Raw genomic sequence first — 24,635 nt, 5'->3', positions numbered from 1 at the left:
AGTCGATCGTCCGGGCGAGGGGGCGACGGCGGCAGCGTCGGGCGACGTTGCCGGCCTGGGCGGGCGGGCGCGAGTCCGGCGCGAGCCGGGCACCACGCGAGGCCGATCCCGCCATCGATTCGCAAGGCGGGCGCGAGGCCGGCTGCAAGCTTGCCCGGGCCGCCGCAAGCGCCGTGCCCGCGCCGGCGGCCTCGCACGGTCCCGAGCGGGGGCGGCTCGCACCCCGGAGCGGCGCGAATGCCGGTAAGCTGCGACTATCGTTTCCGAGCTTCTCCACCCGATCATGACCGACGTATCCCCCCGACGACCGAACCCGATCCAGTGTGAAATCGACCTCGACGCCGAAGGCAAGCATGCGGGCTACCTGCGCCTGCCGCATTCGGTGCACCGCTCCGCCTATGGCTGGCTGCCGGTGCCGATCGCCTCGATCCGCAACGGCGAGGGGCCGGTGGTGCTGGTGATGTCGGGCAATCACGGCGACGAATACGAAGGCCAGGTGCTCAGTTCGCGCTTGATCCGCGAACTGCCGGCCGAGCAGGTGCGCGGGCAGGTGATCGTGCTGCCGATGGCGAATTTCCCGGCGGCGGAGGCGGGGCTGCGCACCTCGCCGCTCGACGACGGCAACCTCAACCGCAGCTTCCCCGGCGACCCGGCCGGTACGCCCACCCAGATCATCGCCGACTACATCGAGCACGCCTTGCTGGCGCGCGCCGATTACCTGGTCGACCTGCATTCGGGCGGCAGTTCGCTGATCTATCACGGCGGCAACCTGATCGCGCTGGAGCCGCGCGACGCCGAGGAGGAGCGGCACGTGAAGGCCCTGCTGAGCGCCTTCGGCCTGCCGCGCGCCTACCTCAACGCGCCGAATCCCAGCTATGCCTCGTCGGCGGCGCGGCGCCAGGGCGCGATCTCGATCCTGACCGAGCTGGGCGGTGCCGGCATGACCGACGCGGCGCTGCTGCGCCAGGGCTGGCAGGGCCTCTTGAACTTCCTCGGCTTCCTCGGCGTGCTGCGCGGGCCGCTGGTGCCGGACGGCCCGCCGGCGGTGACGCGCTTCATGCGCACCAGCGGGCCCCGGCACTTCGTCTATGCCTACGAGCACGGCGTGTTCGAGCCGCTGGTCGAGCTGGGCGATGTCGTGCGCGAGGGCCAGCCGGCCGCGCGCATCCACTTCCCCGACACGCCGCTGCGCGAGCCGGTGGTCCATTGCTTCGAGGCCGCCGGCGAGGTGGTCTGCCGCCGCGTGCCCGCGCAGGTGCGCCGCGGCGACTGCCTGTTCCAGCTCGCCGAACCGCGCGACGCGAGCTGAGCGGCTTTTCTTCCTGATTTCTCCCCTCGGCGGGCGCACGGTTGGACGTGCGCCCGCCGCTCTTGCTTGCTCGCGTTCCAATCGATTTACGGAATCGCCCGGCGCGAATCGATATGTTTATTTGGATATAGCGAGAGCTCGATTCTTTATGCGAACAATTCGCATTCCGATGATTTTCTTGCCCGGAGATTTCGAATCGACCCGAGCGGCGCGATCGAAGGATCGGATATCGAATCGCTGTATATTTAAAAATACAACGAGATTTTGCGAGAGCGATGAAATCCCTTGCCGGCTGAGGGTTCTCATCGCGCAGTTCCGCGCCGGAAGTCCCCCCGCGACGTGAAAATCCGGACCCGCCCCACTATCCATCGGCAATTTCATTTCCTATAAACAAAATGCGCAACGTTGATTTGTCCGATATCCGGGGGCGGATTAATCAGCGTAAAATCGTCGCGCGACAATGTCGTCACAAAAAAGATCGTTCCCCGTACATCACAGCCGAGACCATCATGCTCCACATGTCCCGGCGCCAGTTCATGAAGGTGACGGCCTCCACGCTCGCCGGATCGAGTCTCGCCCTGTTGGGATTCTCGCCCGCCGAAGCGCTTGCGGAGGTCCGCCAATACAAGCTGGCGCGTACTGTCGAAACCCGCAACACCTGCCCGTATTGCTCGGTGGGCTGCGGGATCCTCATGTATTCCCTCGGTGACGGCGCGAAAAACGCCAAGTCGAGCATCATCCACATCGAAGGCGACCCCGACCACCCGGTCAATCGCGGCACGCTGTGCCCGAAGGGCGCGAGCCTGATCGACTTCATCCACAGCCCGAGCCGGCTCACGCAGCCCGAATACCGCGCGCCCGGCTCCGACAAGTGGGAGCCGATCTCCTGGGAAGCGGCGCTCGACCGCATCGCGAAGCTGATGAAGGAAGACCGCGACGCGAACTTCGTCGAGACCACGCCGGACGGCCAGAAGGTCAACCGCTGGCTGACCACCGGCATGCTGGCCGCCTCGGCCGGCAGCAACGAGGTGGGTTACCTGACCCACAAGACGATTCGCAGTCTGGGGATGCTCGCGTTCGACAACCAGGCACGTGTCTGACACGGCCCGACGGTGGCAGGTCTTGCCCCGACGTTTGGCCGCGGCGCGATGACGAACCATTGGGTCGACATCAAGAACGCAGACGTCATCCTGGTGATGGGTGGCAATGCCGCAGAGGCACATCCCTGCGGATTCAAGTGGGTCACGGAAGCCAAGGCGCACCGCAAGGCGCGACTGGTGGTGGTGGACCCGCGCTTCACACGCACGGCATCGGTGGCGGATTATTACGCGCCGATTCGTACCGGCACGGACATCGCCTTCCTCGGCGGGGTGATCAACTACCTGCTGACGAACGACAAGATCCAGCACGAGTACGTCAAGAACTACACGGATTTCCCCTTCATCGTCCGTGAGGATTACGCCTTCAACGACGGCATCTTCTCGGGCTACAACCCCGACAAGCACGCCTATCCGGACAAGTCGACCTGGGACTACGAACGCGGCGACGACGGCTTCGTGAAGGTCGACGCGACGCTCGCGCATCCGCGCTGCGTCTACCAGCTGATGAAGCAGCACTACTCGCGCTACACGCCCGAGATGGTGGAGCGCATCTGCGGCACGCCCAAGGACAAGTTCCTCAAGGTGTGCGAGATGCTCGCCACCACGGCGGTGCCCGGGCGCGCCGGCACGATCCTCTACGCGCTGGGCTGGACGCACCACTCGGTGGGCGCGCAGATGATCCGCACCGGCGCGATGGTGCAGCTGCTGCTCGGCAACATCGGCATCGCCGGCGGCGGCATGAACGCGCTGCGCGGCCACTCGAACATCCAGGGGCTGACCGACCTGGGCCTGATGTCGAACCTGCTGCCGGGCTACATGACGCTGCCGTCGCAGGCCGAGCAGGACTACGAGGGCTACATCAAGAAGCGCGCCAGCCAGCCGCTGCGGCCGAACCAGCTCAGCTACTGGAAGAACTACCGCGCCTTCTTCGTCAGCTTCATGAAGTCCTGGTGGGGCGATTCGGCCACCGCCGAGAACAACTTCGGCTACGACTACCTGCCCAAGCTCGACAAGCCCTACGACCTGCTGCAGACCATCGAGCTGATGGCCCAGGGCAAGATGAACGGCTATATCTGCCAGGGCTTCAACCCGCTGGCGGCGGCGCCGTCCAAGGCCAAGACCGCGGCCGCGCTGGCCAAGCTGAAGTGGCTGGTGGTCATGGATCCGCTGGCCACCGAGACCTCCGAGTTCTGGAAGCCGCACGACGACTACAACGTGGTCGACCCCGCGGCCGTCAAGACCGAGGTGTTCCGCCTGCCGACCACCTGCTTCGCCGAGGAACGCGGCTCGCTGGTGAATTCCGGGCGCGTGCTGCAGTGGCACTGGAAGGGCGCGGACGCGCCGGGCGAGGCGCGCAGCGACCTGGAGATCATGTCGGGGCTGTTCCTGCGCATGCGCGAGGCCTACAAGAAGGACGGCGGCAAGTATCCCGATCCGATCGTCAACCTGACCTGGCCGTACGCGAACCCGGAAAGCCCGACGCCCGAGGAACTCGCGATGGAGTTCAACGGACGCGCGCTGGCCGACCTGACCGACCCGAAGGATCCGACCAAGGTGCTGGTCAAGCGCGGCGAGCAACTGGCCGGCTTCGCGCAGTTGAAGGACGACGGCTCGACCTCGAGCGGCTGCTGGATCTTCTGCGGCGCCTGGACGGCGGCCGGCAATCAGATGGCGCGGCGCGACAATGCCGACCCGACCGGCATCGGCCAGACGCTCGGCTGGGCCTGGGCCTGGCCCGCCAACCGGCGGATCCTCTACAACCGCGCTTCCTGCGACACGGCGGGCAAGCCCTTCGACCCGACCCGCAAGCTGATCGGCTGGAACGGCCGTGCCTGGGCCGGTTACGACGTGCCCGACTACAAGGTCGACGAACCGCCCGAGAACGGCATGGGGCCCTTCATCATGAATCCCGAGGGCGTGGCGCGTTTCTTCGCCCGCGACGGCATGAACGAAGGCCCGTTCCCCGAGCACTACGAGCCGTTCGAGACGCCGCTGGCCGCGAACCCGTTCCACCCCGGCAACCCGCGCGCGCTGAACAACCCGGCCGCGCGCGTGTTCCCGGACGACCGGGCCGCGTTCGGCACGCCGGACAAGTTCCCGCACACGGCCACCACCTATCGCCTGACCGAGCATTTCCACTACTGGACCAAGCACGCGCGACTGAACTCGATCGTGCAGCCGCAGCAGTTCGTGGAGATCAGCGAGGACCTGGCCAAGGAAGTGGGCGTGGTGCACGGCGACATGGTCAAGGTCTCGTCGAACCGCGGCTACATCGTGGCGGTGGCGCTCGTGACCAAGCGGATCAAGCCGCTCACGGTGGACGGCCGCAAGGTGCAGACGGTCGGCATTCCGCTGCACTGGGGTTTCAAGGGGCTCACCAAGCCCGGTTATCTCGCCAATACCCTGACTCCGTCCGTGGGCGACGGCAACTCGCAGACACCGGAATTCAAGTCGTTCCTGGTGAAAGTGGAAAAGGCATAAGGGGAACCCGAGATGGCATTGCAATCGCTGGACATCAAACGGGTGTCCGCCACCACCACGCCGCCGCCGACCGCGCGCGACCCGGTCACCGGAACCGTCGCCAAGCTGATCGACGTGTCCAAGTGCATCGGCTGCAAGGCGTGCCAGACGGCGTGCATGGAGTGGAACGACCTGCGCGACGAAATCGGCACCAACGTCGGCGTCTACGACAATCCGGCCGACCTCACCGAGCATTCCTGGACGGTGATGCGGTTCACCGAATACGAGAACCCGGCCGGCGACCTCGAGTGGCTGATCCGCAAGGACGGCTGCATGCACTGCGAGGATCCGGGCTGCCTGAAGGCCTGTCCCTCGCCGGGCGCGATCGTGCAGTACAACAACGGCATCGTCGATTTCCACGAGGAGAACTGCATCGGTTGCGGCTATTGCGTGACCGGCTGCCCGTTCAACATCCCGCGGATCTCGAAGACCGACCATCGCGCCTACAAGTGCACGCTCTGCTCGGACCGCGTCGCGGTCGGGCAGGAGCCGGCCTGCGTGAAGACCTGCCCGACCGGCGCGATCATGTTCGGCACCAAGGAGGACATGAAGCAGCAGGCCGCCGATCGCGTGGTCGACCTCAAGGAGCGCGGGTTCGCCAATGCGGGGCTGTACGATCCGCAGGGCGTGGGCGGCACCCACGTGATGTACGTGCTGCATCACGCCGACAAGCCCTCGCTCTACCACGGCCTGCCCGACAACCCGTCGATCAGCCCGTTCGTGAAGCTGTGGAAGGGCATCGCCAAACCGCTGGCGGTGGCCGGCCTCGCGCTGACCGCGCTGGCCGGGTTCTTCCACTACACGCGCATCGGTCCGAACGAGGTGACGGAGGAGGACGAAACCGCCGCCCGCGAGGAAGCACGCCGGATCAAGGAGGACGTGAAATGAGCCATGAAGATCCGAACCTGATCGTGCGCTACTCGGCGAACGAGCGCTCGAATCACTGGATCACCGCGATCTCGTTCGTGCTGCTCGCGCTGTCGGGGCTCGCGCTGTTCCACCCGTCGATGTTCTGGCTCACCGCGCTGTTCGGCGGCGGGCAGTGGACGCGGATCCTGCATCCCTTCGTCGGCGTGGTGATGTTCGTGTCCTTCGCGATCATGGTGCTGCGCTACTGGCACCACAACCTGATCGACGCGGACGATCGCCAGTGGCTGCGGCAGATGGACGACGTGCTGAACAACCGCGAGGAGAACCTGCCGCCGGTCGGCCGCTACAACGCCGGCCAGAAGCTGCTGTTCTTCACGCTGGTGGCCTGCCTGCTGGTGCTGCTGCTCTCGGGCATCGTGATCTGGCGGCGGTATTTCTCGCTGTACTTCCCGATCGAGGTGATCCGCCTCGCGGCGGTGGCGCATGCGGTGGCCGCCTTCGTGCTGATCGCCAGCATCATCGTCCACATCTACGCGGCGCTGTGGGTGAAGGGCTCGATCGGCGCGATGGTGCGCGGCACCGTCACGCTCGGCTGGGCGCGCAAGCATCATCCGAAGTGGTTCCGGCAGGCGGTGAAGGAGTCGGGACGGCCGCATTGAGGCAAGGGCACACCGGGGTCGATGCCTGGCCCCGGAAGCAGGCGCGAAGGCGATTCGGCGACCGGATCGCCTTCGTCGTTTCGGCCCCGGCGCGGCGCGCGCAGCGGCCGGAACGGGCGTGGGCGGCGGGCGAGGGCATCGCGCGATCCTGCCCGCGTTTCGCCGCGCATCCGCCGTCCACGACCCGGCGCGCCGGCCGATTTCGATTTCCACCCGGCTCGGCTCGAATCCGTTTCGATTGCGCGGCGCAAGCCCGCTAATCGAATTCGATTCGCGCGCGGGCGTTGGCGAAGCGTCCCCGGAAGCTGCTATTCTTCACGGCGGTGCTTCGCCTGCCGCCTGCCGACACGACCGGCGCCCGAGCCGGCAACCCCACCCGATCGGCATGAGAATCCGCGGCGGCTGCCGCGTCCCGCGAAAGGCCGATCGCGGCGAAACATCCGGCGCCCGTATCGCGGCGCCGGCCAGACAGTATTAGGTGACCCACGTGACACAACGCATCCTCGACCCGAACGACATCGCGGCCCTCGATCATTCGGCGATTCCCCGCTTCCGGCTTCCCGAACGCGCCAGCGTGTTCGCCGAGCGCGCCGCGCGGCTGCGCAAGCTGGCCGACCTCAATCCGATTTCCGGCTACCTGCGCCTGATGGCGACGCTGGCCGACGCCCAGCATGCCGTGCTCGGCACGCTCGAGGCCACCCCGCCCACGCCCGAGGCCGTGCGCCACGCGCAGATGCATTCGATGCCGATCGTGCCGGCCATGTCGGGTCCGCGCGATCCGCTGTGGCAGGACGTGCTGCAGCGCCTGCTCGACAGCATCGAGCATGCCGGGCTGGTCACGCCGCCGCTGGCCAAGCTGATCGACCAGCTTCGCCTGAAGACGCCCGCCCAACTCGACGCCCAGGCCGACGCGATCGTCGCGCTGCGGGTGGAGGAGGTCGAGCCCGCCTCGGCGCCGTTCATCGCGGCCGCGCTGCAGGTGGTGTGGACCGATCTCGCCTCGCGCGTGCAGCCCGCCGAGGTGCCCTACCTGGACCAGCCGGGCCTGTGCCCGGTGTGCGGCTCGCATCCGGTGGCCAGCGTGATCCGCGTCGGCGCGCAGCAGGGTTATCGCTTCCTGCAGTGCTCGCTGTGCAGCAGCGAATGGCACATGGTCCGCACCAAGTGCTCGAACTGCGATTCGACCAAGGGCATCGCCTATCACGGCATCGAGGGCGGCAGCGAGGCGATCAAGGCCGAGTCCTGCGACGAATGCCATACCTACCGGAAGATCGGCTACCAGGAGAAGGATTACGCCTTCGAGCCGCTCGCCGACGACCTGGCCAGCCTCACGCTCGACCTGCTGATGAACGAGGCCGGCTACCGGCGCAGCTCGCCGAACCCCTTGCTGTGGCCCGAGCTGCCTTCCTCCGACGCATCGTGAACGGAGCCCGTCCTTGAGCGATACCGGCCTCAATGAACTGAACGCCCTGCTGGCGCGCGTGCCCTCGGTCGAGCGGCTGGTCTCGTCCGCGCCGCTGCGATCGCTGGTCGATTCGCATGGCCGCACGCGCGTGCTGGCGGCCGTGCGCGCCGCGCTCGACGCCTGGCGCGAGGCGGCGCGGCGCGATCCGGCGGGCGCCGTGACGCCGGACGAGGCAGGCGTGGCCGCCGAGGTGGCCGCGCGGCTCGCCGCGGCCGACGCCGGCGAGATGAAGGCGGTGTTCAACCTGACCGGCACGGTGCTGCACACCAACCTCGGCCGCGCGTTGCTGCCCGACGAGGCGGTGCAGGCCGTGACGGCCGCATTGACGCGGCCGATGAACCTCGAATTCGACCTGGAAACCGGCCGGCGCGGCGATCGCGACGACCTGATCGACGGGCTGATCTGCGAGCTGACCGGCGCCGAGGCGGCCACCGTGGTCAACAACAACGCGGCCGCCGTGCTGCTGAGCCTGTCGGCGCTGGCCGCGCGCAAGGAGGTGGTGGTCTCGCGCGGCGAGCTGGTCGAGATCGGCGGTGCGTTCCGGATTCCCGACATCATGAGCCGCGCCGGCGCGCGCCTGCGCGAGGTCGGCACCACCAATCGCACGCATGCGCGCGACTACGCCGAGGCGATCGGCGCGCGCACCGCGCTGCTGATGAAGGTGCATTGCAGCAATTACGCGATCAGCGGCTTCACCAAGGAAGTCGCGATCGAGGAACTCGCGCCGCTCGGCCGCGAGCGCGGCGTGCCGGTGGCCGTCGATCTCGGCAGCGGCACTCTGGTCGATCTCGCGCAATGGGGCCTGCCGCGCGAGCCGACCGTGCGCGAGACCATCGCCGCCGGCGCCGACCTGGTCACCTTCAGCGGCGACAAGCTGCTCGGCGGCCCGCAGGCGGGCCTGATCGTCGGCTCGCGCGAGCTGGTGGCGAAGATCAAGAAGCATCCGCTCAAGCGCGCGCTGCGCGTGGGCAAGCTCACGCTCGCGGCGCTGGAGCCGGTGCTGCGTCTCTATCGCTCGCCCGAGTTCCTGCGCGAGCGGCTGACCACGTTGCGGCTGCTCACGCGCGCGCACGCCGAGATCGCGGCGGCCGCCGAGCGCGTATTGCCGGCCTTCCAACGCGCGATCGGCGAGGCCTACACGGTCAGCGCCGAGCCGATGTTCAGCCAGATCGGCAGCGGCGCGCTGCCGGTGGACGTGCTGCCCAGCCACGGGCTGGTAGTGCGGGTGGCTTCCGGCAAGCGCGGCGGTCGTGCGCTGGGCCAGCTCGAGACGCGCCTGCGCGGCTGGGCGCGCCCGGTGGTGGGTCGCATCGCCGACGATGCGCTGCGGCTCGACCTGCGCTGCCTGGAAGCCGCCGACGAGGCCGAGCTGCTCGCGCTCTGCGAGGCGGCCGCGACGCGGGGCGCGCGCTCGTGATCGTCGGTACCGCCGGCCATATCGATCATGGCAAGACCACCCTGGTGCGCGCGCTCACGGGCGTCGATACCGATCGCCTGAAGGAGGAGAAGGCGCGCGGCATCTCGATCGAGCTCGGTTATGCCTACACGCCGCTCGACAATGGCGAGGTGCTCGGCATGATCGACGTGCCCGGCCACGAGCGGCTGGTGCACACCATGGCGGCCGGCGCCTGCGGGATCGACGTGGCGCTGCTGGTGATCGCCGCCGACGACGGCGTGATGCCGCAAACCCGCGAACACCTCGCGATCCTCGAACTGCTCGGCGTCAGGCACGGCATCGTCGCGCTGACCAAGTGCGATCGCGTCGACGCGGCGCGCATCGCCGAGGTGTCCGCCGAGATCCGCGCCTGGCTGGGCGCCACCGCGTTGGCCGGCGCACCGATCTTCGAGACGCGCGCCACGCTGGCCGACGACCCCGGCGTGGCCGCGCTCGGCGCCGCGCTGCGCGAGCTGGCCGCGCAATGGCGGGCGCGACGCGACGATGGCCTGTTCCGGCTCGCCGTCGATCGCGTGTTTACGCTGGCCGGGCAGGGCACGGTGGTGACCGGCACGGCCTTCGCGGGCCGCGTGCAGGCGGGCGACAGCCTGCGCGTGGCGCGCGGCGGCGAAACCGTGCGCGTGCGCGGCCTGCATGCGCAGAACCGGCCCGCCGAGACCGGCCATGCCGGCGAGCGCTGCGCGCTCAACCTGGCCGGCATCGACAAGGCAGCGCTCTCGCGGGGCGATGCGATCGTCGACGCGCGGCTGGCCAGCACCTCGCCGCGCATCGACGTCGAGCTGCGCCTGCTGCCCGATGCCGACCTCACGCTCGCGCACTGGGCGCCGCTGCACGTGCATCTCGGCACCCAGCACCAGGTGGCGCATGTGGTGCCGATCGACGGCGAGACGATCGCCGCCGGCCAATCGGCACGCGCGCAACTGGTGTTCGACGAGCCGGTGTTCGCGATGCCGGGCGATCGCTTCATCGTGCGTAACGCGCAGGCGACGCGTACCGTCGGCGGCGGCCGCGTGCTCGATCCGTTCGGCCCGGCGCACAAGCGTCGTTCGGCGGCGCGGCGTGCCTGGCTCGACGCGATCGCCGCATGGCTCGACCAGGGCCGGCTCGATGCCTTGCTCGACGAGGCGCCGCTCGGCGTGCCGCTGGCTACCTTGATGCATCTGACCGGGCTGCCGGCCGAAGCGCTGCCGCTGCCGCCGGGCGCGGCGGTGGTGCCGGGCGGCGCGGGTCCGCGCGCGATCGCGCCGCGCCATCGCGAAGCGTTGCGCGCGCGTGTGCTGGAAGCATTGGCGCAGTTCCACCAGCGTTCGCCGGACGAGCCGGGCCCGGAGCTGGGCCGCCTGCGGCGCATCGCCTTGCCGCTGGCCGACGAGGCCCTGTGGCGCGCGCTGATCGACGAGATGGCGAACCAGGGCAGCGTGGTGCGCGACGGCCAGTGGGTACGCCTGCCCGCGCACACGGCGAACCTCGATCCGGCCGACGAGGCGCAGGCTCGACGGCTGCTGCCGCTGATCGCGGCGGGGCGCTACGATCCGCCCTGGGTGCGCGACCTGGCGACGGCCACCGGCAGCCAGGAGGAGGCGGTGCGCACGCTGCTGCGCAAGCTCGCGCGACGCGGCGAGCTGCACCAGGTGGTGCGTGATCTTTTCTATCACCGCGAGGTGGTGGCCGAGCTGGCGCGGCTGATCGCCGAGGTGGCGGCCCGCCATGGCGGCTCGCTCGACGCGGCGACGTTTCGCGACGCGAGCGGGCTGGGCCGCAAGCGTGCGATCCAGATCCTCGAATTCTTCGACCGCGTTGGGTATACTCGCTTCCATCGCGACCGCCATCTGTTGCGCATCGACGGCCCCGGGCAGGATCTTCACCAGGGCTAGGCGCGGCGGCGTTTCTTCATCGCGGAAGGCATTCGCATCCGGTGGTGCGGCCAGGCTTCAAACCTGGTTGGGGACGTCAATCGTTCCCGGGTCGGTTCGACTCCGGCTGCCTTCCGCCATCTAGCAAGGCCCATTCATCGTCAAACGCTCGGCCATCGTCGGAGTCGCCGATAGGCTGCTTTGTCGGTGAAGTCTCACTCCGCCGAAGGTGTGGGCGGATTCAATCCAGTCGCTTTTTCTCAGTCCTCGACGCTGGTGTAATTGTGATGGGGGGCGGCCCGCCCCGGCTGGCTGCCAGCCTACGGCGCGTCGCCTTGGTCGAAAGCCGTCGTCGTGCACAACGCGGACTTCGATGCGTCGCATCCCGCCAACAGCAAGGCGCCGCGCATGCGAGCGCGAACCGCGGAATCACGGTTCGGATCCTGATGTATTCCCTTGCATTCATATCGGGCCTCGCTTCCTGTTGAACATGCGGGCGCCGAGTCCGTCCATCATGCGTTCACAATGGCAGGTGCTTTTCGCTTTGTACTCCGTATCAGTGCCACGCCAAGAAAGCTTTTAATCGATATGGGGCGAGTCGGACAATCGGCCCTGTCCGAATTTCTCGTTTGCCGATCGGGAAACCGGCGCGGCGCGGGCGGCTGCCGAGCCATGCACGGCGCGATCGAGTGATCGGCCTGTCCGAAGCATCGGGGAAAACCCTCCAAGCCGCTGCCGGGCAGCCGTTTTTTTCGCTCGTCGCGAGCTTGACAACGGCCTTTCCCAACACGCGCCCGTCCCAGGCACCGGCCTTCGCCGGTGCCTTCCAGCAAGGCTTTCGTGGGCGATGAGTGATTATGAAAGGTATGGAGGAAGGCGAATTTTCACGAAAATCGATCGTGTCTCATACCTGAAAGGTATAAAAACGGGCGCTCAAAAGTATTGGACGCTGGCTTGCGCCGAGCGCTATAAATCCGCTCCATGACGGATTGACGAAGCACCTCCGACCGCCCGCTTCAGGCATCGAGGCCGTCATTCCCCAATACACGTGGAGACACCCCCATGACCGTCAAGACATTCGACACCAGCGAGCTGGAACAGCTGCTGTCCACCGCGGTGCAGGACGACCGCCAGGCCGGCGTGTTCCGCTGCCGCCGCGATATCTTCACCAACCCGGCCCTGTTCGAACTGGAGATGAAGCACATCTTCGAGGGCAACTGGGTGTACCTGGCGCACGAAAGCCAGGTGCCGGAGAACAACGACTACTACACCACCTGGATCGGCCGCCAGCCGATCGTGATCACGCGCGACAAGAGCGGCGAGCTGCATGCCGTGATCAATGCCTGCGCGCACAAGGGCGCGATGCTGTGCCGGCGCAAGCACGGCAACAAGGGCAGCTTCACCTGCCCGTTCCACGGCTGGACCTTCTCGAACACCGGCAAGCTGCTGAAGGTGAAGGACGAGAAGACCACCGAGTACCCCGTGCAGTTCAACACCCAGGGCTCGCACGACCTGAAGCGCGTCGCGCGTTTCCAGAACTACCGCGGTTTCCTGTTCGGTAGCCTCGCTGCCGATGTCGCGCCGCTGGAGGACTACCTCGGCGAGGCGCGCGTGATCATCAACCAGATCATCGACCAGGCGCCGAACGGCCTGGAGGTGCTGCGCGGCAATTCCTCCTACATCTACGAAGGCAACTGGAAGATGCAGATGGAGAACGGCTGCGACGGCTACCACGTCAGCACCGTGCACTGGAACTACGCCGCGACCATGGGCCGGCGCAAGGAGGACGGCACCAAGGCCGTCGATGCGAACGGCTGGAGCAAGTCGGTGGCCGGCGTGTATGGCTTCGAGCATGGCCACATCCTGCTCTGGACGCAGACCATGAATCCGGAAGTGCGCCCCGTCTACCAGCATCGCGAGGAGATCGAGGCGCGCGTGGGCGAGGCTCGCGCCGACTTCATCGTCAACCAGACGCGCAACCTGTGCGTCTACCCGAACGTGTTCCTGATGGACCAGTTCAGCACGCAGATCCGCGTGGTGCGCCCGCTCGACGTGGACCGCACCGAGGTCAGCATCTTCTGCTTCGCGCCGAAGGGCGAGAGCCAGGCCGATCGCACCACGCGCATCCGCCAGTACGAGGATTTCTTCAACGTCTCGGGCATGGGCACCGCGGACGACCTGGAGGAATTCCGCGCCTGCCAGTCGGGTTATGCCGGCATCACGGCGATGTGGAACGACCTGTCGCGCGGCGCGCCGCTGTGGGTCGACGGCCCCGACGAGAACGCGGCGCGCATGGGCCTGAAGCCGCGCATCTCGGGCGCGCGCAGCGAGGACGAGGGCCTGTTCGTGTGCCAGCACGAGTATTGGGTGGAGGTGATGCGCGAGGCGCTGGAGCAGGAACGCGGCGAGGTGCGGGCATGAGCTTCGACCACCACGCCATCTGCGCCGCGCTGTATCGCGAGGCACGCCTGCTCGACGATCGTCGATGGGACGAATGGCTCGCCTGCTATACCGACGACGTCACCTACTGGATGCCGGCCTGGGACGACGACGATCGGCCCACCGAGGACCCGCTGAGCCAGATCTCGCTGATGTACTACGCCGATCGCGGCGGCCTCGAGGATCGCGTGTTCCGCATCAAGACCGAGCGCAGCGGCGCGTCCACGCCCGAGCCGCGCACCAGCCACAACCTCGCCAATGTCGAGGTGCTGGCCGAGCGCGAGGACGAGGTGGACCTGCGCTGCAACTTCCTGACGCTGAGCCATCGTTACCGCGAGACCGACCAGTTCTTCGGCACGCTGTTCGTCACGCTGCGCCGGGTCGGCGACGCGCTGCTGATCTCGTCGAAGAAGATCGTGCTGAAGAACGACTATATCCGGCAGGTGCTCGATGTCTACCACGTTTGATACGCGTCGCGCCGCCGACGAGGGAAGAGGAGGAGAGGCCATGTCCGACTACCGGATCGCATTGAATTTCGAGGACGGGGTGACCCGCTTCATCGAATGCAAGGCGGGAGAGAAGGTGCTCGACGCCGCTTTCCGCGCCAGGATCAACCTGCCGATGGACTGCTCCGACGGCGTGTGCGGCACCTGCAAGTGCCGCGCGGAAAGCGGCCGCTACGAACTCGGCGACGACTACATCGAGGAGGCGTTGAGCGAGGACGAAAAGGACCAGGGGCTGGTGCTGACCTGCCAGATGGTGCCGCAAAGCGATTGCGTGATCGCGGTGCCGGCCTCGTCGCAAGTGTGCAAGACGGGGCAAAGCGGTTTCGCCGCCACCGTGAGCAAGGTGGAGCCGCACGAGGACGCGGCCATCGTGCTCGAACTCGAGGCCGATGCGTCGGCGCCCGTGTTCCTGCCGGGCCAGTACGTCAACATCGAGGTGCCCGGCAGCGGGCAGCATCGCGCTTATTCGTTCTCCTCGGCGCCCGGCGATACGCGGCTCGCGTTCCTGATCAAGAAGATTCCCGGCGGCGTGATGAGCCGCTGGCTGGAGGCGGCCCGGCCCGGCGACACGCTCCAGATGCACGGGCCGCTCGGCAGCTTCTACCTGCGCGAGTTGCGGCGGCCGCTGCTGTTCCTCGCGGGCGGCACCGGCCTCGCGCCTTTCCTGTCGATGCTGGAGGTGCTGGCGCGCAGCGCGCCGACGCTGCGGGTGCACCTGATCTACGGCGTCACGCGCGATCTCGACCTGGTCCAGGTCGAGGCGATCGAGGCCTACGCGGCACGGCTGCCGAACTTCAGCTTCGCCACCGTAGTGGCCGATGCGGCTTCGACGCATCCGCGCAAGGGTTGGGTGACGCAGCATATCCCCGCCGATGCGCTGAACGACGGCGAGGTCGACGTCTATCTGTGCGGGCCGCCGCCGATGGTCGACGCGGTGCGCCGGTATTTCGACGAGACGGGTGTGAAGCCGCGCAGCTTCCACTACGAGAAATTCACCCCCAATTCCAAGGCGAAGGCGGCATGAGCATGGCACGGTTCTCCGGCAAGGTGATCGTCGTCACCGGGGCGGCGCAGGGGATCGGGCGAGGCGTGGCCTTGCGCGCGGCGGCCGAGGGCGCAAAGGTGCTGCTGGTCGATCGCGCCGAATTCGTGGCCGAGGTGGCCGCGCAGGCGCCGCGCGATCAGGCGACCGGCTTCGTCGCGGACCTGGAAACCCATGAAGGTGCCCACGCGGCGATGGCCTTCGCCGTGCAAACCTTCGGCGGCATCGACATCCTGATCAACGGGGTGGGCGGCGCGATCCGCATGCGGCCGTTCGCCGAGTTCGAGCCGGCGCAGATCGACGCCGAGATCCGCCGCTCGCTGATGCCGACGCTGTATGCCTGTCACGCGGTGCTGCCGCATCTGCTCGCGCGCGGCGGCGGCACCATCGTCAATCTCTCGTCGAACGCCACGCGCGGCATTCGACGCGTGCCCTATTCGGCCGCCAAGGGCGGTGTCAACGCGCTGACCCAGTCGCTGGCGATGGAGTATGCCGAACACGGGATCCGCGTGGTCGCCACCGCGCCGGGCGGCACCGACGCGCCGCCGAGACGGGTGCCTCGCAATGCCGCTGGCGACACCGAGCAGGAGCGGGCCTGGATGGGCGAGGCGGTCCGGCAGGTGACCGATTCCACCTTCTTCAAACGCTACGGCAGCCTCGACGAGCAGATCGCGCCGATCCTGTTCCTCGCCTCCGACGAGGCCAGCTACATCACCGGCACGGTGCTGCCGGTGGCGGGCGGCGATACGGGTTGAACGCCCGGGTCTGAGCGGCACGGCGCGCGGCGTCGAAAGACCGCCGCGCATTCGTCGTTGCCGTTCAGCCTCGCGAGCCTGGTTCGCCGCGTTCCGTCGGCGGCAGGTAATCCATGCCTTTCTCGTCGTACAACTCGTAGATCAGGCGCAGCATGCGCTCGAGATCCTCGGATTCCTCCAGCATGCGCATGCTCATGATGATCGGCGATACCAGCTTCACATCGTCCAGGTCCTTGTATTCGACGTCGTCGCGCTTCAGGCCATAGACGCTGCGCGGTACGATCGACACGCCTTCGCCGGCCGCCACCAGGCCGAGCGCGACCTGCAGCTCGCGCGTCTCCAGCACGCGGGTGGGCTTGAGCGCGCGATCGTGGAAGGCGGTCAGCACCTGGTCCGCGTAACTCGGGCGCGGCGCCTTCGGGAAGATGATCAGGGTTTCGTTGAGCAGGTCGTGCAGCGACAGCAGCGGCTTCGCCTCGCACAGCCGATGGCCCACCGGCAGCGCCGCGATCATGCGCTCCTCGCGCAACACCACGCGGCGGATGCTCGGGTCGTTGAGGCGGATACGGCCGAAGCCGACATCGATCGCACCTTCCTTCAGCGCCTTGACCTGGTCCATCGTCGACATCTCGTGCAGGCTCAGCTCGACCTCCGCATAACGCTGGCGATAGCGGCGTATCACCTTCGGCAGCATGCCGTAGAGCGTCGAGCCGACGAAGCCGACCGACAGGCTTCGTTCGATCTTGCCGACGCGGCGCGTCATCGATTCGAGCTCGACCGTCTGCGCGAGAAGCTGCACCGCGTGCTGATAGAAGAAGCCGCCCGTTTCCGTGAGTTTGAGCGGGCGCGAATTGCGCTCGAACAACTGCACGCCGAGGATCTGTTCCAGTTGCTGGATCTGCCGGCTCAGCGGCGGCTGCGCGATATGCAGGCGTTGCGCCGCGCGCGTGAAGCTCCGTTCCTCGGCGACCGCAATGAAATAGCGGAGATGGCGTAGCTCCATGTTTCCTTGCCGTCGAAGAGTGAGTTGGGCGAAACCTGGGCCGCTTGCCTTGCCTGGCGGCAGGCGAGCCGATGTGGGGTGATCCGCATTCTACTGTAGCCGTGGCTTGCAGGCGGTGCTTTTCTGGCGGCATGGCGTTTCATGCGCCCCGAGAGGGCCTATATACCCGAGAGATATCAACCGATACCCAATCGGTGTTGGACCCATCGGAAATGGCCTCGCTAGTATCGACGCCATCCGATTGAGAGCGATTCCTTAGTCATACCAAGAAAATCGGAACATCCCTATAAAAGTTTGGAGACAGTATGAGATTTCGGTATCTCGTGGGCGGCGCCTTGCTCGGCTTCGCGACCAGCGGTTTCGCGCAGGGCAGCGTGACCTTGTACGGCATCCTCGATACGGGCGTCGAATATGTATCGCATGCCAATTCGGCCGGCAAGGGCGTGGTCCGAATGCCGGCGATCACCGGCGAGCTGCCCTCGCGCTGGGGACTGCGAGGCTCGGAGGATCTCGGCGGCGGCTACAAGGCGGCGTTCCCGTCACGGCGGGGCCGGTGCAATCGGCCGGCACGGTGCCGCTGCCGGCGGCGGCACCGTCAGGATCTCTACGCGAACCTGGTCGACTGGGTCGAGAACGGCAAGGCGCCGACCAGCATTCAGCTGAGCTCGGCGGACGGCAGCGCCAGCCAACCCATCTGCATGTATCCGAACGAGGCCACCTACAAGGGCACGGGGTCGATCCGGGATGCGACGAATGACAGTTGCCAGTGAGTGACGGCGGCCGGACCTGCGCCTGGACAGACCGGTTTCGATTCGGGCGAAAAAAAACCGGTCTCGCGAGAGACCGGCCGAAAAGGCGTCCGGGGCGGATCGACCCCGGAGACGCTCGGATTGTCGTGATGCTCAGAACTTGTGCGTCATGCCGACGATGGCGGCCACCGCGTGCGGCGTCGCCGAGACCGTCGAGCCGCTGAAGTTCGCGACCGCCTTGGCACCCGTCGAGTCCGTGCCGGATGCGGCTTCGTAGAAGCCGATCGCGTACAGCGAGGTGCGCTTGGACAGCGAGTAGATGGTGCCGAGGTTGAACTGGTTGTAATGCGCGCTGCCCACGCCGTCCGCGCCGCTGTTGTGCGTGTAGATGTAGGCGCCCGCCAGCGTCAGCGCCGGCGTCAGCAGGTACTTCAGGTTCACTTCGCCGGAGTTGAAGGTGGCCGTGCCGCCGTTGTACTTGGTGCCGAAGCTGCCGACCGCGTTGACCGTGCCGAGGTTCTGGAACTGCGTGTTCGAGTACAGTACCGCGACGGTGGCCGGGCCGAAGGCATACGAGCCGCCGGCCGTGATGATCTGCTGCGAGCCGGCCGAGGCGTAGCCGCCGAAGATGCGGCTCGGCATGTTGTTGTTCGCGCCGGTCGCCGACGAGGACGGCGAGGACGAGTTGCCCTGGTCGCCGAAGGTCGCGTAGTACGGGTCCTTCGTGTACATGTAGCTCGCGCCGAGCTTGACCGGGTCGTTCGAGTAGGCGACGCCGGCGTCGAGCACCTCGTTCTGCGTGGCGTGGCCGGCCTGGCCGCCCAGGCTGTACAGCAGGCCCACCGTGATGCCCTGGATGCTGGGGCTGGTGTACTTGATCGCGTTCTGCACACGGTTCGAGGTATCGACGTTGTCGACGTCGGCCGCGCGCGTGCCGAAGCCCAGACCCGATGCCGCCCAGTCCGCGCCCGATGCGAAGTTCGCGGTGGCGTCGTTGCTGGCCGAGTACTGGCGGCCGAGCGTGAGCGTGCCCCAGTGGCTGCTGGCCAGGCCGACGAAGGCCTTGCGGCCGAACTCGAGGCCGCCCTGGCTCAGCGTGCCGGTACCGATCGTGTAGCCGTTTTCGAGATCGAAGATGGCCCGCACGCCGCCGCCCAGGTCCTCGGAGCCGAGCAGCCCCCAGCGCGACGAGGTGGCGCTCGACAGTGCGTACTGCTTGGCACCCTTCACGTTGTTGTTGTACAGGAAGCCGGCGTCGGCGATGCCGTACAGCGTGACGCTGCTCTGTGCGTGTGCAACCCCTGCGAACGCGCCCATCGCCATGAGGGCGGCCGTGATCTTGTGAACTTTCATCCTTTTTCTTTCAATTCTTGGAGGTGAAAAACAAGCCTCATTGAGCGCGCCGGAAAATCTGGATCTTCCCGTCGATCCCGCTGCCTCGTGTGTAGCGATGTGTGATGGGGAGACGATGAATGTCCTTCGGTATTATTTTTTTTCCATTCGTTTTGCTTTCCGGTCGGCGTCCGATCATGAGTCGGCTCGGGATCGCATGGCCGCAGCCGGCGTTTGCGCACGCGCATCGTCGAGGCGGCCTTCGATGCCGTCTCGACGATAGGTGATACAGGAATCCTTACTTCCGCCCGGCGCGTTCCGGCGATACCGCGCCGCAGGCGCGCAGCACCAGTTGCACGACCTGCTCGGTCTTGGTCTCGAAGGCTTTTTTCGTGAGCGCGCGCTTGCCGCTGAGCGCCTGGATCTGCGCGTCGAAATCGGCGTAGTGCTGGGTGGTCGCCCAGATCAGGTAGAGCAGGGCATGCGCATCGACCGGCGCCAGCAGCCCGCGCGCGATCCAGTCGTCGATCGCCTTGGCGCGCGTATCGAACCAGGGCTTCACGCGTTGCGCGAGGATGTCCTGCATGTGCTCCGCGCCGCGGATGATCTCGTTGGCCCAGACCTTCGAGCCGAGCGGGCGCCGCCGCGACAGTTCCATCTTGGCGCGCACGTAGCCGCCGATCGCCTCCACCGGATCGTCGCCGCCCTCGAAGGCGCCGGCCGCCTGGTGCCAGTCGTCGAACAGGTCCTCGAGCACGCGGCGGTACAGCGCCAGCTTGGTCGGGAAGTAGTAATGCAGGTTGGCCTTCGGCACCCCGGCGCGTTCGGCGATCAGCGCGGTGCTGGCGCCGTCGAGCCCGCGTTCCGCGAACACCGCCTCCGCGCAGGCCAGCAATTGCGCTTCGTTCGACTCGCGAATGTGTGCCTTGCGCCGCCGCAAAGGGGCGGCCGTCTCCTCGTCTGCCGGCACGCCGGCTACTGCTTCGTCATGTTTCATCCAGGGCCTCGCGCGGCGCGGATGCCGCGTTGCGCGTCATTCTAGCTGCTCGGCTGGCGCCTGGCACGCCTGGCTCGCGGCGGCCTCGCGCCCGCTGCTGCAATGCAGTGGCACGCTTCTCGCTCTGTATCCGTCGAAAAGAAAGTAGTTGATTTGCCAATATTTTCGACTTAAAACCTGTCCGATCGGACAAGATTAGACAAGCGGCGAAAGCGATGTCCTCCCGCGTCGATCGCGATCCGAGCCATGACGAGAACATGCACCGTGCGCGTGCGGCGATGCCCCTTGATAGACCGGGCATGCACCGGCGGCGACCGAAGCAGGCAGCGTGACAGATCCCCTGGGAGAGATACGAGTGAACGCAATATCGGAAGCAGTGAAGCGGGCAGGCCACGACCCGATGCTCCAGGTCGACGGCCGGCGCCTGTGGGAGAGCCTGATGACGATGGCGAAGATCGGCGCGACGCCCAAGGGCGGCGTCTGCCGCCTGGCGCTGACCGACCTCGACAAGCAGGGCCGCGACCTGATCGTCGAATGGGCGAGGGCGGCGGGTTGCAGCATCGGCGTCGACCGGATGGGCAACGTGTTCATGCGTCGCGAAGGGCGCCAGCGCGATGCGGCGCCGGTGGTGACCGGCTCGCATGCCGATTCGCAGCCCACCGGCGGGCGCTTCGACGGCATCTACGGCGTGCTGGGCGGCCTGGAGGTGATCCGGTCGCTCAACGACCACGGCATCGAGACCGAGCACCCGATCGAGGTGGTGATCTGGACCAACGAGGAGGGCTCGCGCTTCGCGCCGGCGATGGTTGCCTCGGGCGTGTTTGCCGGGGTGTTCTCGCTCGAATACGGGCTGTCGCGCAAGGACGTGGACGGCCGCACGATCGGCGAGGAACTGGAGCGAATCGGCTACGCGGGCGAGCTGCCTTGCGGCGGCCGGCCCTTGCATGCCGCCTTCGAGCTGCATATCGAGCAGGGGCCGATCCTGGAGGCCGAGCACAAGACCATCGGCATCGTCACCGATGCGCAGGGGCAGCGCTGGTACGAGATCACGCTGACCGGCCAGGAGGCGCATGCGGGGCCCACGCCGATGCCGCGCCGGCGCGACGCGCTGCTGGGCGCGGCGCGCGTGGTGGACCTGGTGAACCGGATCGGGCTCGATCACGCGCCCTTCGGCTGCGCCACGGTCGGCATGATGCAGGTGTACCCCAACTCGCGCAACGTGATTCCCGGCCGCGTGTTCTTCACCGTCGACTTCCGGCATCCCGACGATGCCGTGCTGGCCGAGATGGATGCCGCGCTGCGCGAGGGCGTGGCGCGCATCAGCGCGGGCATCGGGCTCGACACCGCGCTCGAGCAGATCTTCTACTACAAACCGGTCGCCTTCGATGCCGCCTGCGTGCAGGCCGTGCGCGAGGCCGCCGAGCGCTTTGGCTACCCGCATCGCGAGATCGTCTCGGGCGCGGGCCACGACGCCTGCTACCTGGCGCAGGTGGCGCCCACCTCGATGGTGTTCGTGCCCTGCGTCGACGGCATCAGCCACAACGAGATCGAGGACGCGACGCCCGAGTGGATCGAGGCCGGCGCGAACGTGCTGCTGCACGCCATGCTGTCGCGCGCCTGCGAGCCCGTCTCATGAAGCACCCGCCCTAAGTCGGCCGGCGGGCCCGTCATCGCCCGCTCGCCCCAAGCCTGAAACGTTCGAAAAACAACCGCCCCCGACTGCGCCCGCGCAGCCGGCAGGGACGGTGTCGTCCCCAAACCCGTCGAAGGAACGCGTATGAGCACCCAGCCAGCCGGCGATATCGCCGCGCATCGCCTGTCGTCCACGCAACTGTCCTGCGAATTCTCCGATATCGCGCCGCTGCTCGATCCCACCGCCGCGGCCGCCGCCGCGAGCCGCTGCCATTACTGCTATGACGCGCCCTGCGTGCAGGCCTGCCCGACCGGGATCGACATCCCGAGCTTCATCCGCAAGATCGGCCACGGCAACCTGAAAGGCGCGGCCGTCGACATCCTGTCGGCCAACCCGCTCGGCGGGATGTGCGCGCGGGTCTGCCCGACCGAGATCCTCTGCGAAGGCGCTTGCGTGCGCAACTATCAGGACAGCCAGCCGGTCGCGATCGGCGCGCTGCAGCGGCACGCCACCGACTGGGCGATGGAGACCGGCGCGGTGACCTTCCGGCGCGCGCCCGATACGGGCCGCCAGGTGGCCGTGGTCGGGGCCGGGCCGGCCGGGCTGGCCTGCGCGCACCGGCTCGCGCTGGCCGGGCATCGCGTCACGCTGTTCGACGCGCGCGCGAAGGCCGGCGGCCTCAACGAATACGGCATCGCCGCCTACAAGACCGTCGACGATTTCGCCCAGCGCGAAGTCGAGTGGCTGCTGTCGGTGGGCGGCATCACCGTGCGCACGGGCCTGGCGCTCGGCCGCGAGCTGACGCTCGAGGCGCTGCGCGAGCAGCATGACGCGGTGTTCCTCGCGATCGGCCTGGGCGGCGTGCGCGCGCTCGGAATCGAGGGCGAGCCGCTGGCCGGCGTGATGAACGCGGTCGATTTCATCGAGGGGTTGCGGCAGGCCGAGGCGCTGGAGCAGGTGCCGGTGGGCCGGCGCGTGGTGGTGATCGGCGGCGGCAATACCGCCATCGACGCGGCCGTGCAGAGCCGCAAGCTCGGCGCCGAGCGCGTGACGATGGTCTATCGGCGCGGCGTGGAATCGATGAGCGCGACCTGGGCCGAACGCGAGTTCGCGCAGAAGAGCGGTGTGAGCCTGCTCACGCATGCCAGGCCGCTGCGCATCACGGGCGAGGGCGGGCGGGTCAGCGGCGTCGAGTTCGAGACGGCTTCGGGCGAGCGCTGCCTGATCGAGGCGGACATGGTGCTGAAGGCGATCGGCCAGACGCTGCTGCCGGCCGGCGTGGAAGCCGGCTTGCTGACGGCGGACGGCACGCGCATCGCCGTCGACGCCGAGGGACGCACGGCGCTGCCCGATGTGTGGGCCGGCGGCGATTGCGCGGCCACCGAAGGCATCGACCTCACGGTGCAGGCGGTGGAGGACGGCAAGCGCGCGGCCGCCGCGATCGACGCGACGCTCGCGCGGCGCGACGCCAAGGCCGCCTGAACCGCCGGCCACGCCCCAGCCACGCACACGACCAGGACCCCACCTTCACGGAGCCGAACATGGCCGATCTTCGCTGCAGCATTGCCGGCATCACCTCGCCCAATCCCTTCTGGCTCGCCTCCGCGCCGCCCACCGACAAGGCCTACAACGTCAATCGCGCGTTCGAGGCCGGCTGGGGCGGCGTGGTCTGGAAGACGCTCGGGCTGGACCCGCACGTCGTCAACGTCAGCTCGCGCTACGGCGCCGTGCAATGGAACGGCCAGCGCATCGCCGGGCTCAACAACATCGAGCTGATCACCGATCGTCCGCTGGAGGTGAACCTGCGCGAGATCGCCCAGGTCAAGCGCGACTGGCCGGATCGCGCGCTGATCGTCTCGCTGATGGTGCCCTGCAACGAGCAGGACTGGAAATGGATCCTGCCGCGCATCGAGGATACCGGCGCCGACGCGGTCGAGCTGAACTTCGGCTGCCCGCACGGCATGAGCGAGCGCGGCATGGGCGCGGCGGTCGGCCAGGTGCCCGAATACGTCGAGATGGTCACGCGCTGGGTGAAGGAGGGCACCAGGCTGCCCTGCCTGGTGAAGCTCACCCCCAACATCAGCGACATCCGCATGGGCTCGCGCGCGGCCTGGAAGGGCGGCGCCGATGGCGTGTCGCTGATCAACACCATCAACTCGATCGTCGCCGTCGACCTGGACCAGATGGCGCCGATGCCGACCGTCGACGGCAAGGGTACCCACGGCGGCTACTGCGGCCCGGCCGTGAAGCCGATCGCGCTGAACATGGTGGCCGAGATCGCGCGCGATCCGCAAACGCCGAACCTGCCGATCTCGGGCATCGGCGGCATTTCCACCTGGCGCGACGCGGCCGAGTTCATCGTGCTCGGCGCCGGTAGCGTGCAGGTCTGCACGGCGGCGATGCATTACGGATTCCGGATCGTCTCGGACCTGGCCGACGGGCTGTCGAACTGGATGGACGAGAAGGGTTACGCCACGCTCGAGGATGTGCGCGGGCGCGCGGTGCCGAACGTGACCGACTGGAAGTACCTGAACCTCAAGTACGACATCAAGGCGCGCATCGACCAGGACCGCTGCATCCAGTGCGGGCTCTGCCATATCGCCTGCGAGGACACCTCGCACCAGGCGATCACGCGCGAGAAGGACGGGCAGCGCCACTTCGAGGTGATCGACGCCGAGTGCGTCGGGTGCAATTTATGCATGCATGTCTGTCCGGTCGAGCAATGCATCACGATGGAGCGCGTCGACGCCGGCGATTACGCGAACTGGACCACGCACCCGAACAATCCGGCGCGCGTGGATGCCGGCGCGGCGTCCACGGCACCCGCCGAGCCGCACGTGAAGGCAGCCTGACCGGCGTCCGGCACGCGAGGGCAGGCCTCTCGCGCGCCGCCAGCGAACGGTTCACGCCGCGGCCCGGGCCTTGCCGGGACGGCGCGAGCGATTCC

At 67.6% G+C, this 24,635-nt stretch carries 18 protein-coding genes, 1 tRNA gene and 1 pseudogene; 17 read left to right on the top strand and 3 right to left on the bottom strand.

Annotated features, from left to right (window positions below; genetic code table 11):
• Positions 1-283 precede the first annotated feature (283 nt).
• From FB600_RS01960 to benD, 12 genes are all read left to right on the top strand, one after another.
• Positions 284-1,309 (top strand): succinylglutamate desuccinylase/aspartoacylase family protein, encoded by a 1,026-nt coding sequence (locus tag FB600_RS01960; protein ID WP_047838358.1) that lies wholly within the window; start codon positions 284-286, stop codon positions 1,307-1,309.
• Positions 1,310-1,818: 509 nt separating this feature from the next.
• Positions 1,819-4,890, top strand: coding sequence for a formate dehydrogenase-N subunit alpha (fdnG, locus tag FB600_RS01955; RefSeq protein WP_098152674.1), 3,072 nt, complete (start codon positions 1,819-1,821; stop codon positions 4,888-4,890).
• Between the two features lie 12 nt (positions 4,891-4,902).
• The gene (gene fdxH, locus FB600_RS01950; protein WP_013690553.1) at positions 4,903-5,817 is read left to right on the top strand and encodes a formate dehydrogenase subunit beta; all 915 of its coding nucleotides are present in this window, start codon (positions 4,903-4,905) and stop codon (positions 5,815-5,817) included.
• Complete coding sequence (locus tag FB600_RS01945) at positions 5,814-6,458, top strand: formate dehydrogenase subunit gamma (protein ID WP_036055932.1); 645 nt, start codon at positions 5,814-5,816, stop codon at positions 6,456-6,458. Before fdxH ends, FB600_RS01945 begins: the two co-directional genes overlap by 4 nt.
• 487 nt (positions 6,459-6,945) lie before the next feature.
• Positions 6,946-7,881, top strand: a complete 936-nt coding sequence (gene fdhE, locus FB600_RS01940; protein WP_036055933.1) for a formate dehydrogenase accessory protein FdhE — start codon at positions 6,946-6,948, stop codon at positions 7,879-7,881.
• A 13-nt stretch (positions 7,882-7,894) separates the two neighbouring features.
• Positions 7,895-9,340 (top strand): L-seryl-tRNA(Sec) selenium transferase, encoded by a 1,446-nt coding sequence (gene selA, locus FB600_RS01935; RefSeq protein ID WP_145756157.1) that lies wholly within the window; start codon positions 7,895-7,897, stop codon positions 9,338-9,340.
• On the top strand, positions 9,337-11,253 hold the full coding sequence (gene selB / locus FB600_RS01930) for a selenocysteine-specific translation elongation factor (protein ID WP_105821104.1): 1,917 nt from the start codon (positions 9,337-9,339) through the stop codon (positions 11,251-11,253). Before selA ends, selB begins: the two co-directional genes overlap by 4 nt.
• A 23-nt stretch (positions 11,254-11,276) precedes the next feature.
• Positions 11,277-11,372 (top strand) — tRNA-Sec (locus tag FB600_RS01925).
• A gap of 922 nt (positions 11,373-12,294) precedes the next feature.
• Positions 12,295-13,653 (top strand): Rieske 2Fe-2S domain-containing protein, encoded by a 1,359-nt coding sequence (locus FB600_RS01920; protein WP_145756156.1) that lies wholly within the window; start codon positions 12,295-12,297, stop codon positions 13,651-13,653.
• Complete coding sequence (benB, locus tag FB600_RS01915) at positions 13,650-14,138, top strand: benzoate 1,2-dioxygenase small subunit (RefSeq protein ID WP_025099605.1); 489 nt, start codon at positions 13,650-13,652, stop codon at positions 14,136-14,138. The genes FB600_RS01920 and benB overlap by 4 nt, the downstream gene beginning before the upstream one ends.
• A 40-nt stretch (positions 14,139-14,178) precedes the next feature.
• A complete protein-coding gene (benC, locus tag FB600_RS01910; protein ID WP_145756155.1) occupies positions 14,179-15,201 on the top strand; it encodes a benzoate 1,2-dioxygenase electron transfer component BenC in 1,023 nt (340 codons plus the stop codon).
• Positions 15,198-15,974 (top strand): benzoate diol dehydrogenase BenD, encoded by a 777-nt coding sequence (gene benD, locus FB600_RS01905; RefSeq protein WP_096751328.1) that lies wholly within the window; start codon positions 15,198-15,200, stop codon positions 15,972-15,974. Before benC ends, benD begins: the two co-directional genes overlap by 4 nt.
• A gap of 64 nt (positions 15,975-16,038) precedes the next feature.
• Here the strand turns inward: benD and FB600_RS01900 are convergent, their stop codons facing one another.
• On the bottom strand, positions 16,039-16,977 hold the full coding sequence (locus tag FB600_RS01900; protein ID WP_145756154.1) for a LysR family transcriptional regulator: 939 nt from the start codon (positions 16,975-16,977) through the stop codon (positions 16,039-16,041).
• Positions 16,978-17,282: 305 nt separating this feature from the next.
• Between FB600_RS01900 and FB600_RS37605 the strand changes: the two are divergent.
• Together FB600_RS37605 and FB600_RS37600 are read left to right on the top strand one after the other, a co-directional pair.
• Positions 17,283-17,528: pseudogene (locus FB600_RS37605) on the top strand (porin); the annotation flags it as partial.
• Positions 17,529-17,591: 63 nt separating this feature from the next.
• Positions 17,592-17,747 carry a tannase/feruloyl esterase family alpha/beta hydrolase gene (locus FB600_RS37600; RefSeq protein WP_233630416.1) on the top strand — a complete coding sequence of 52 codons (156 nt, stop codon included), beginning with the start codon at positions 17,592-17,594 and terminating at the stop codon, positions 17,745-17,747.
• Positions 17,748-17,879: 132 nt separating this feature from the next.
• Here the strand turns inward: FB600_RS37600 and FB600_RS01885 are convergent, their stop codons facing one another.
• On the bottom strand, positions 17,880-19,079 hold the full coding sequence (locus FB600_RS01885; protein WP_244107696.1) for a porin: 1,200 nt from the start codon (positions 19,077-19,079) through the stop codon (positions 17,880-17,882).
• 277 nt (positions 19,080-19,356) lie between these two features.
• A complete protein-coding gene (locus FB600_RS01880; protein ID WP_013690534.1) occupies positions 19,357-20,055 on the bottom strand; it encodes a TetR/AcrR family transcriptional regulator in 699 nt (232 codons plus the stop codon).
• A gap of 355 nt (positions 20,056-20,410) precedes the next feature.
• On the opposite strand from FB600_RS01880, the gene FB600_RS01875 reads away from it, so the two are divergent.
• The 3 genes from FB600_RS01875 to preA all read left to right on the top strand — a co-directional run bounded on the left by FB600_RS01875 (position 20,411) and on the right by preA (position 24,540).
• Positions 20,411-21,691, top strand: a complete 1,281-nt coding sequence (locus tag FB600_RS01875) for a Zn-dependent hydrolase (RefSeq protein ID WP_036037834.1) — start codon at positions 20,411-20,413, stop codon at positions 21,689-21,691.
• Between the two features lie 141 nt (positions 21,692-21,832).
• Positions 21,833-23,170, top strand: coding sequence for an NAD(P)-dependent oxidoreductase (locus FB600_RS01870; RefSeq protein ID WP_145756153.1), 1,338 nt, complete (start codon positions 21,833-21,835; stop codon positions 23,168-23,170).
• A 59-nt stretch (positions 23,171-23,229) separates the two neighbouring features.
• Positions 23,230-24,540: an NAD-dependent dihydropyrimidine dehydrogenase subunit PreA gene (gene preA / locus FB600_RS01865; RefSeq protein ID WP_025099592.1), complete on the top strand. Its 1,311-nt coding sequence runs from the start codon at positions 23,230-23,232 to the stop codon at positions 24,538-24,540.
• Positions 24,541-24,635 lie beyond the last annotated feature (95 nt).

Source organism: Burkholderia sp. SJZ089 (assembly GCF_007828315.1).
Taxonomy (GTDB): Bacteria; Pseudomonadota; Gammaproteobacteria; order Burkholderiales; family Burkholderiaceae; genus Burkholderia; species Burkholderia gladioli.
This window is presented reverse-complemented; position numbering and strand designations above follow the sequence as displayed.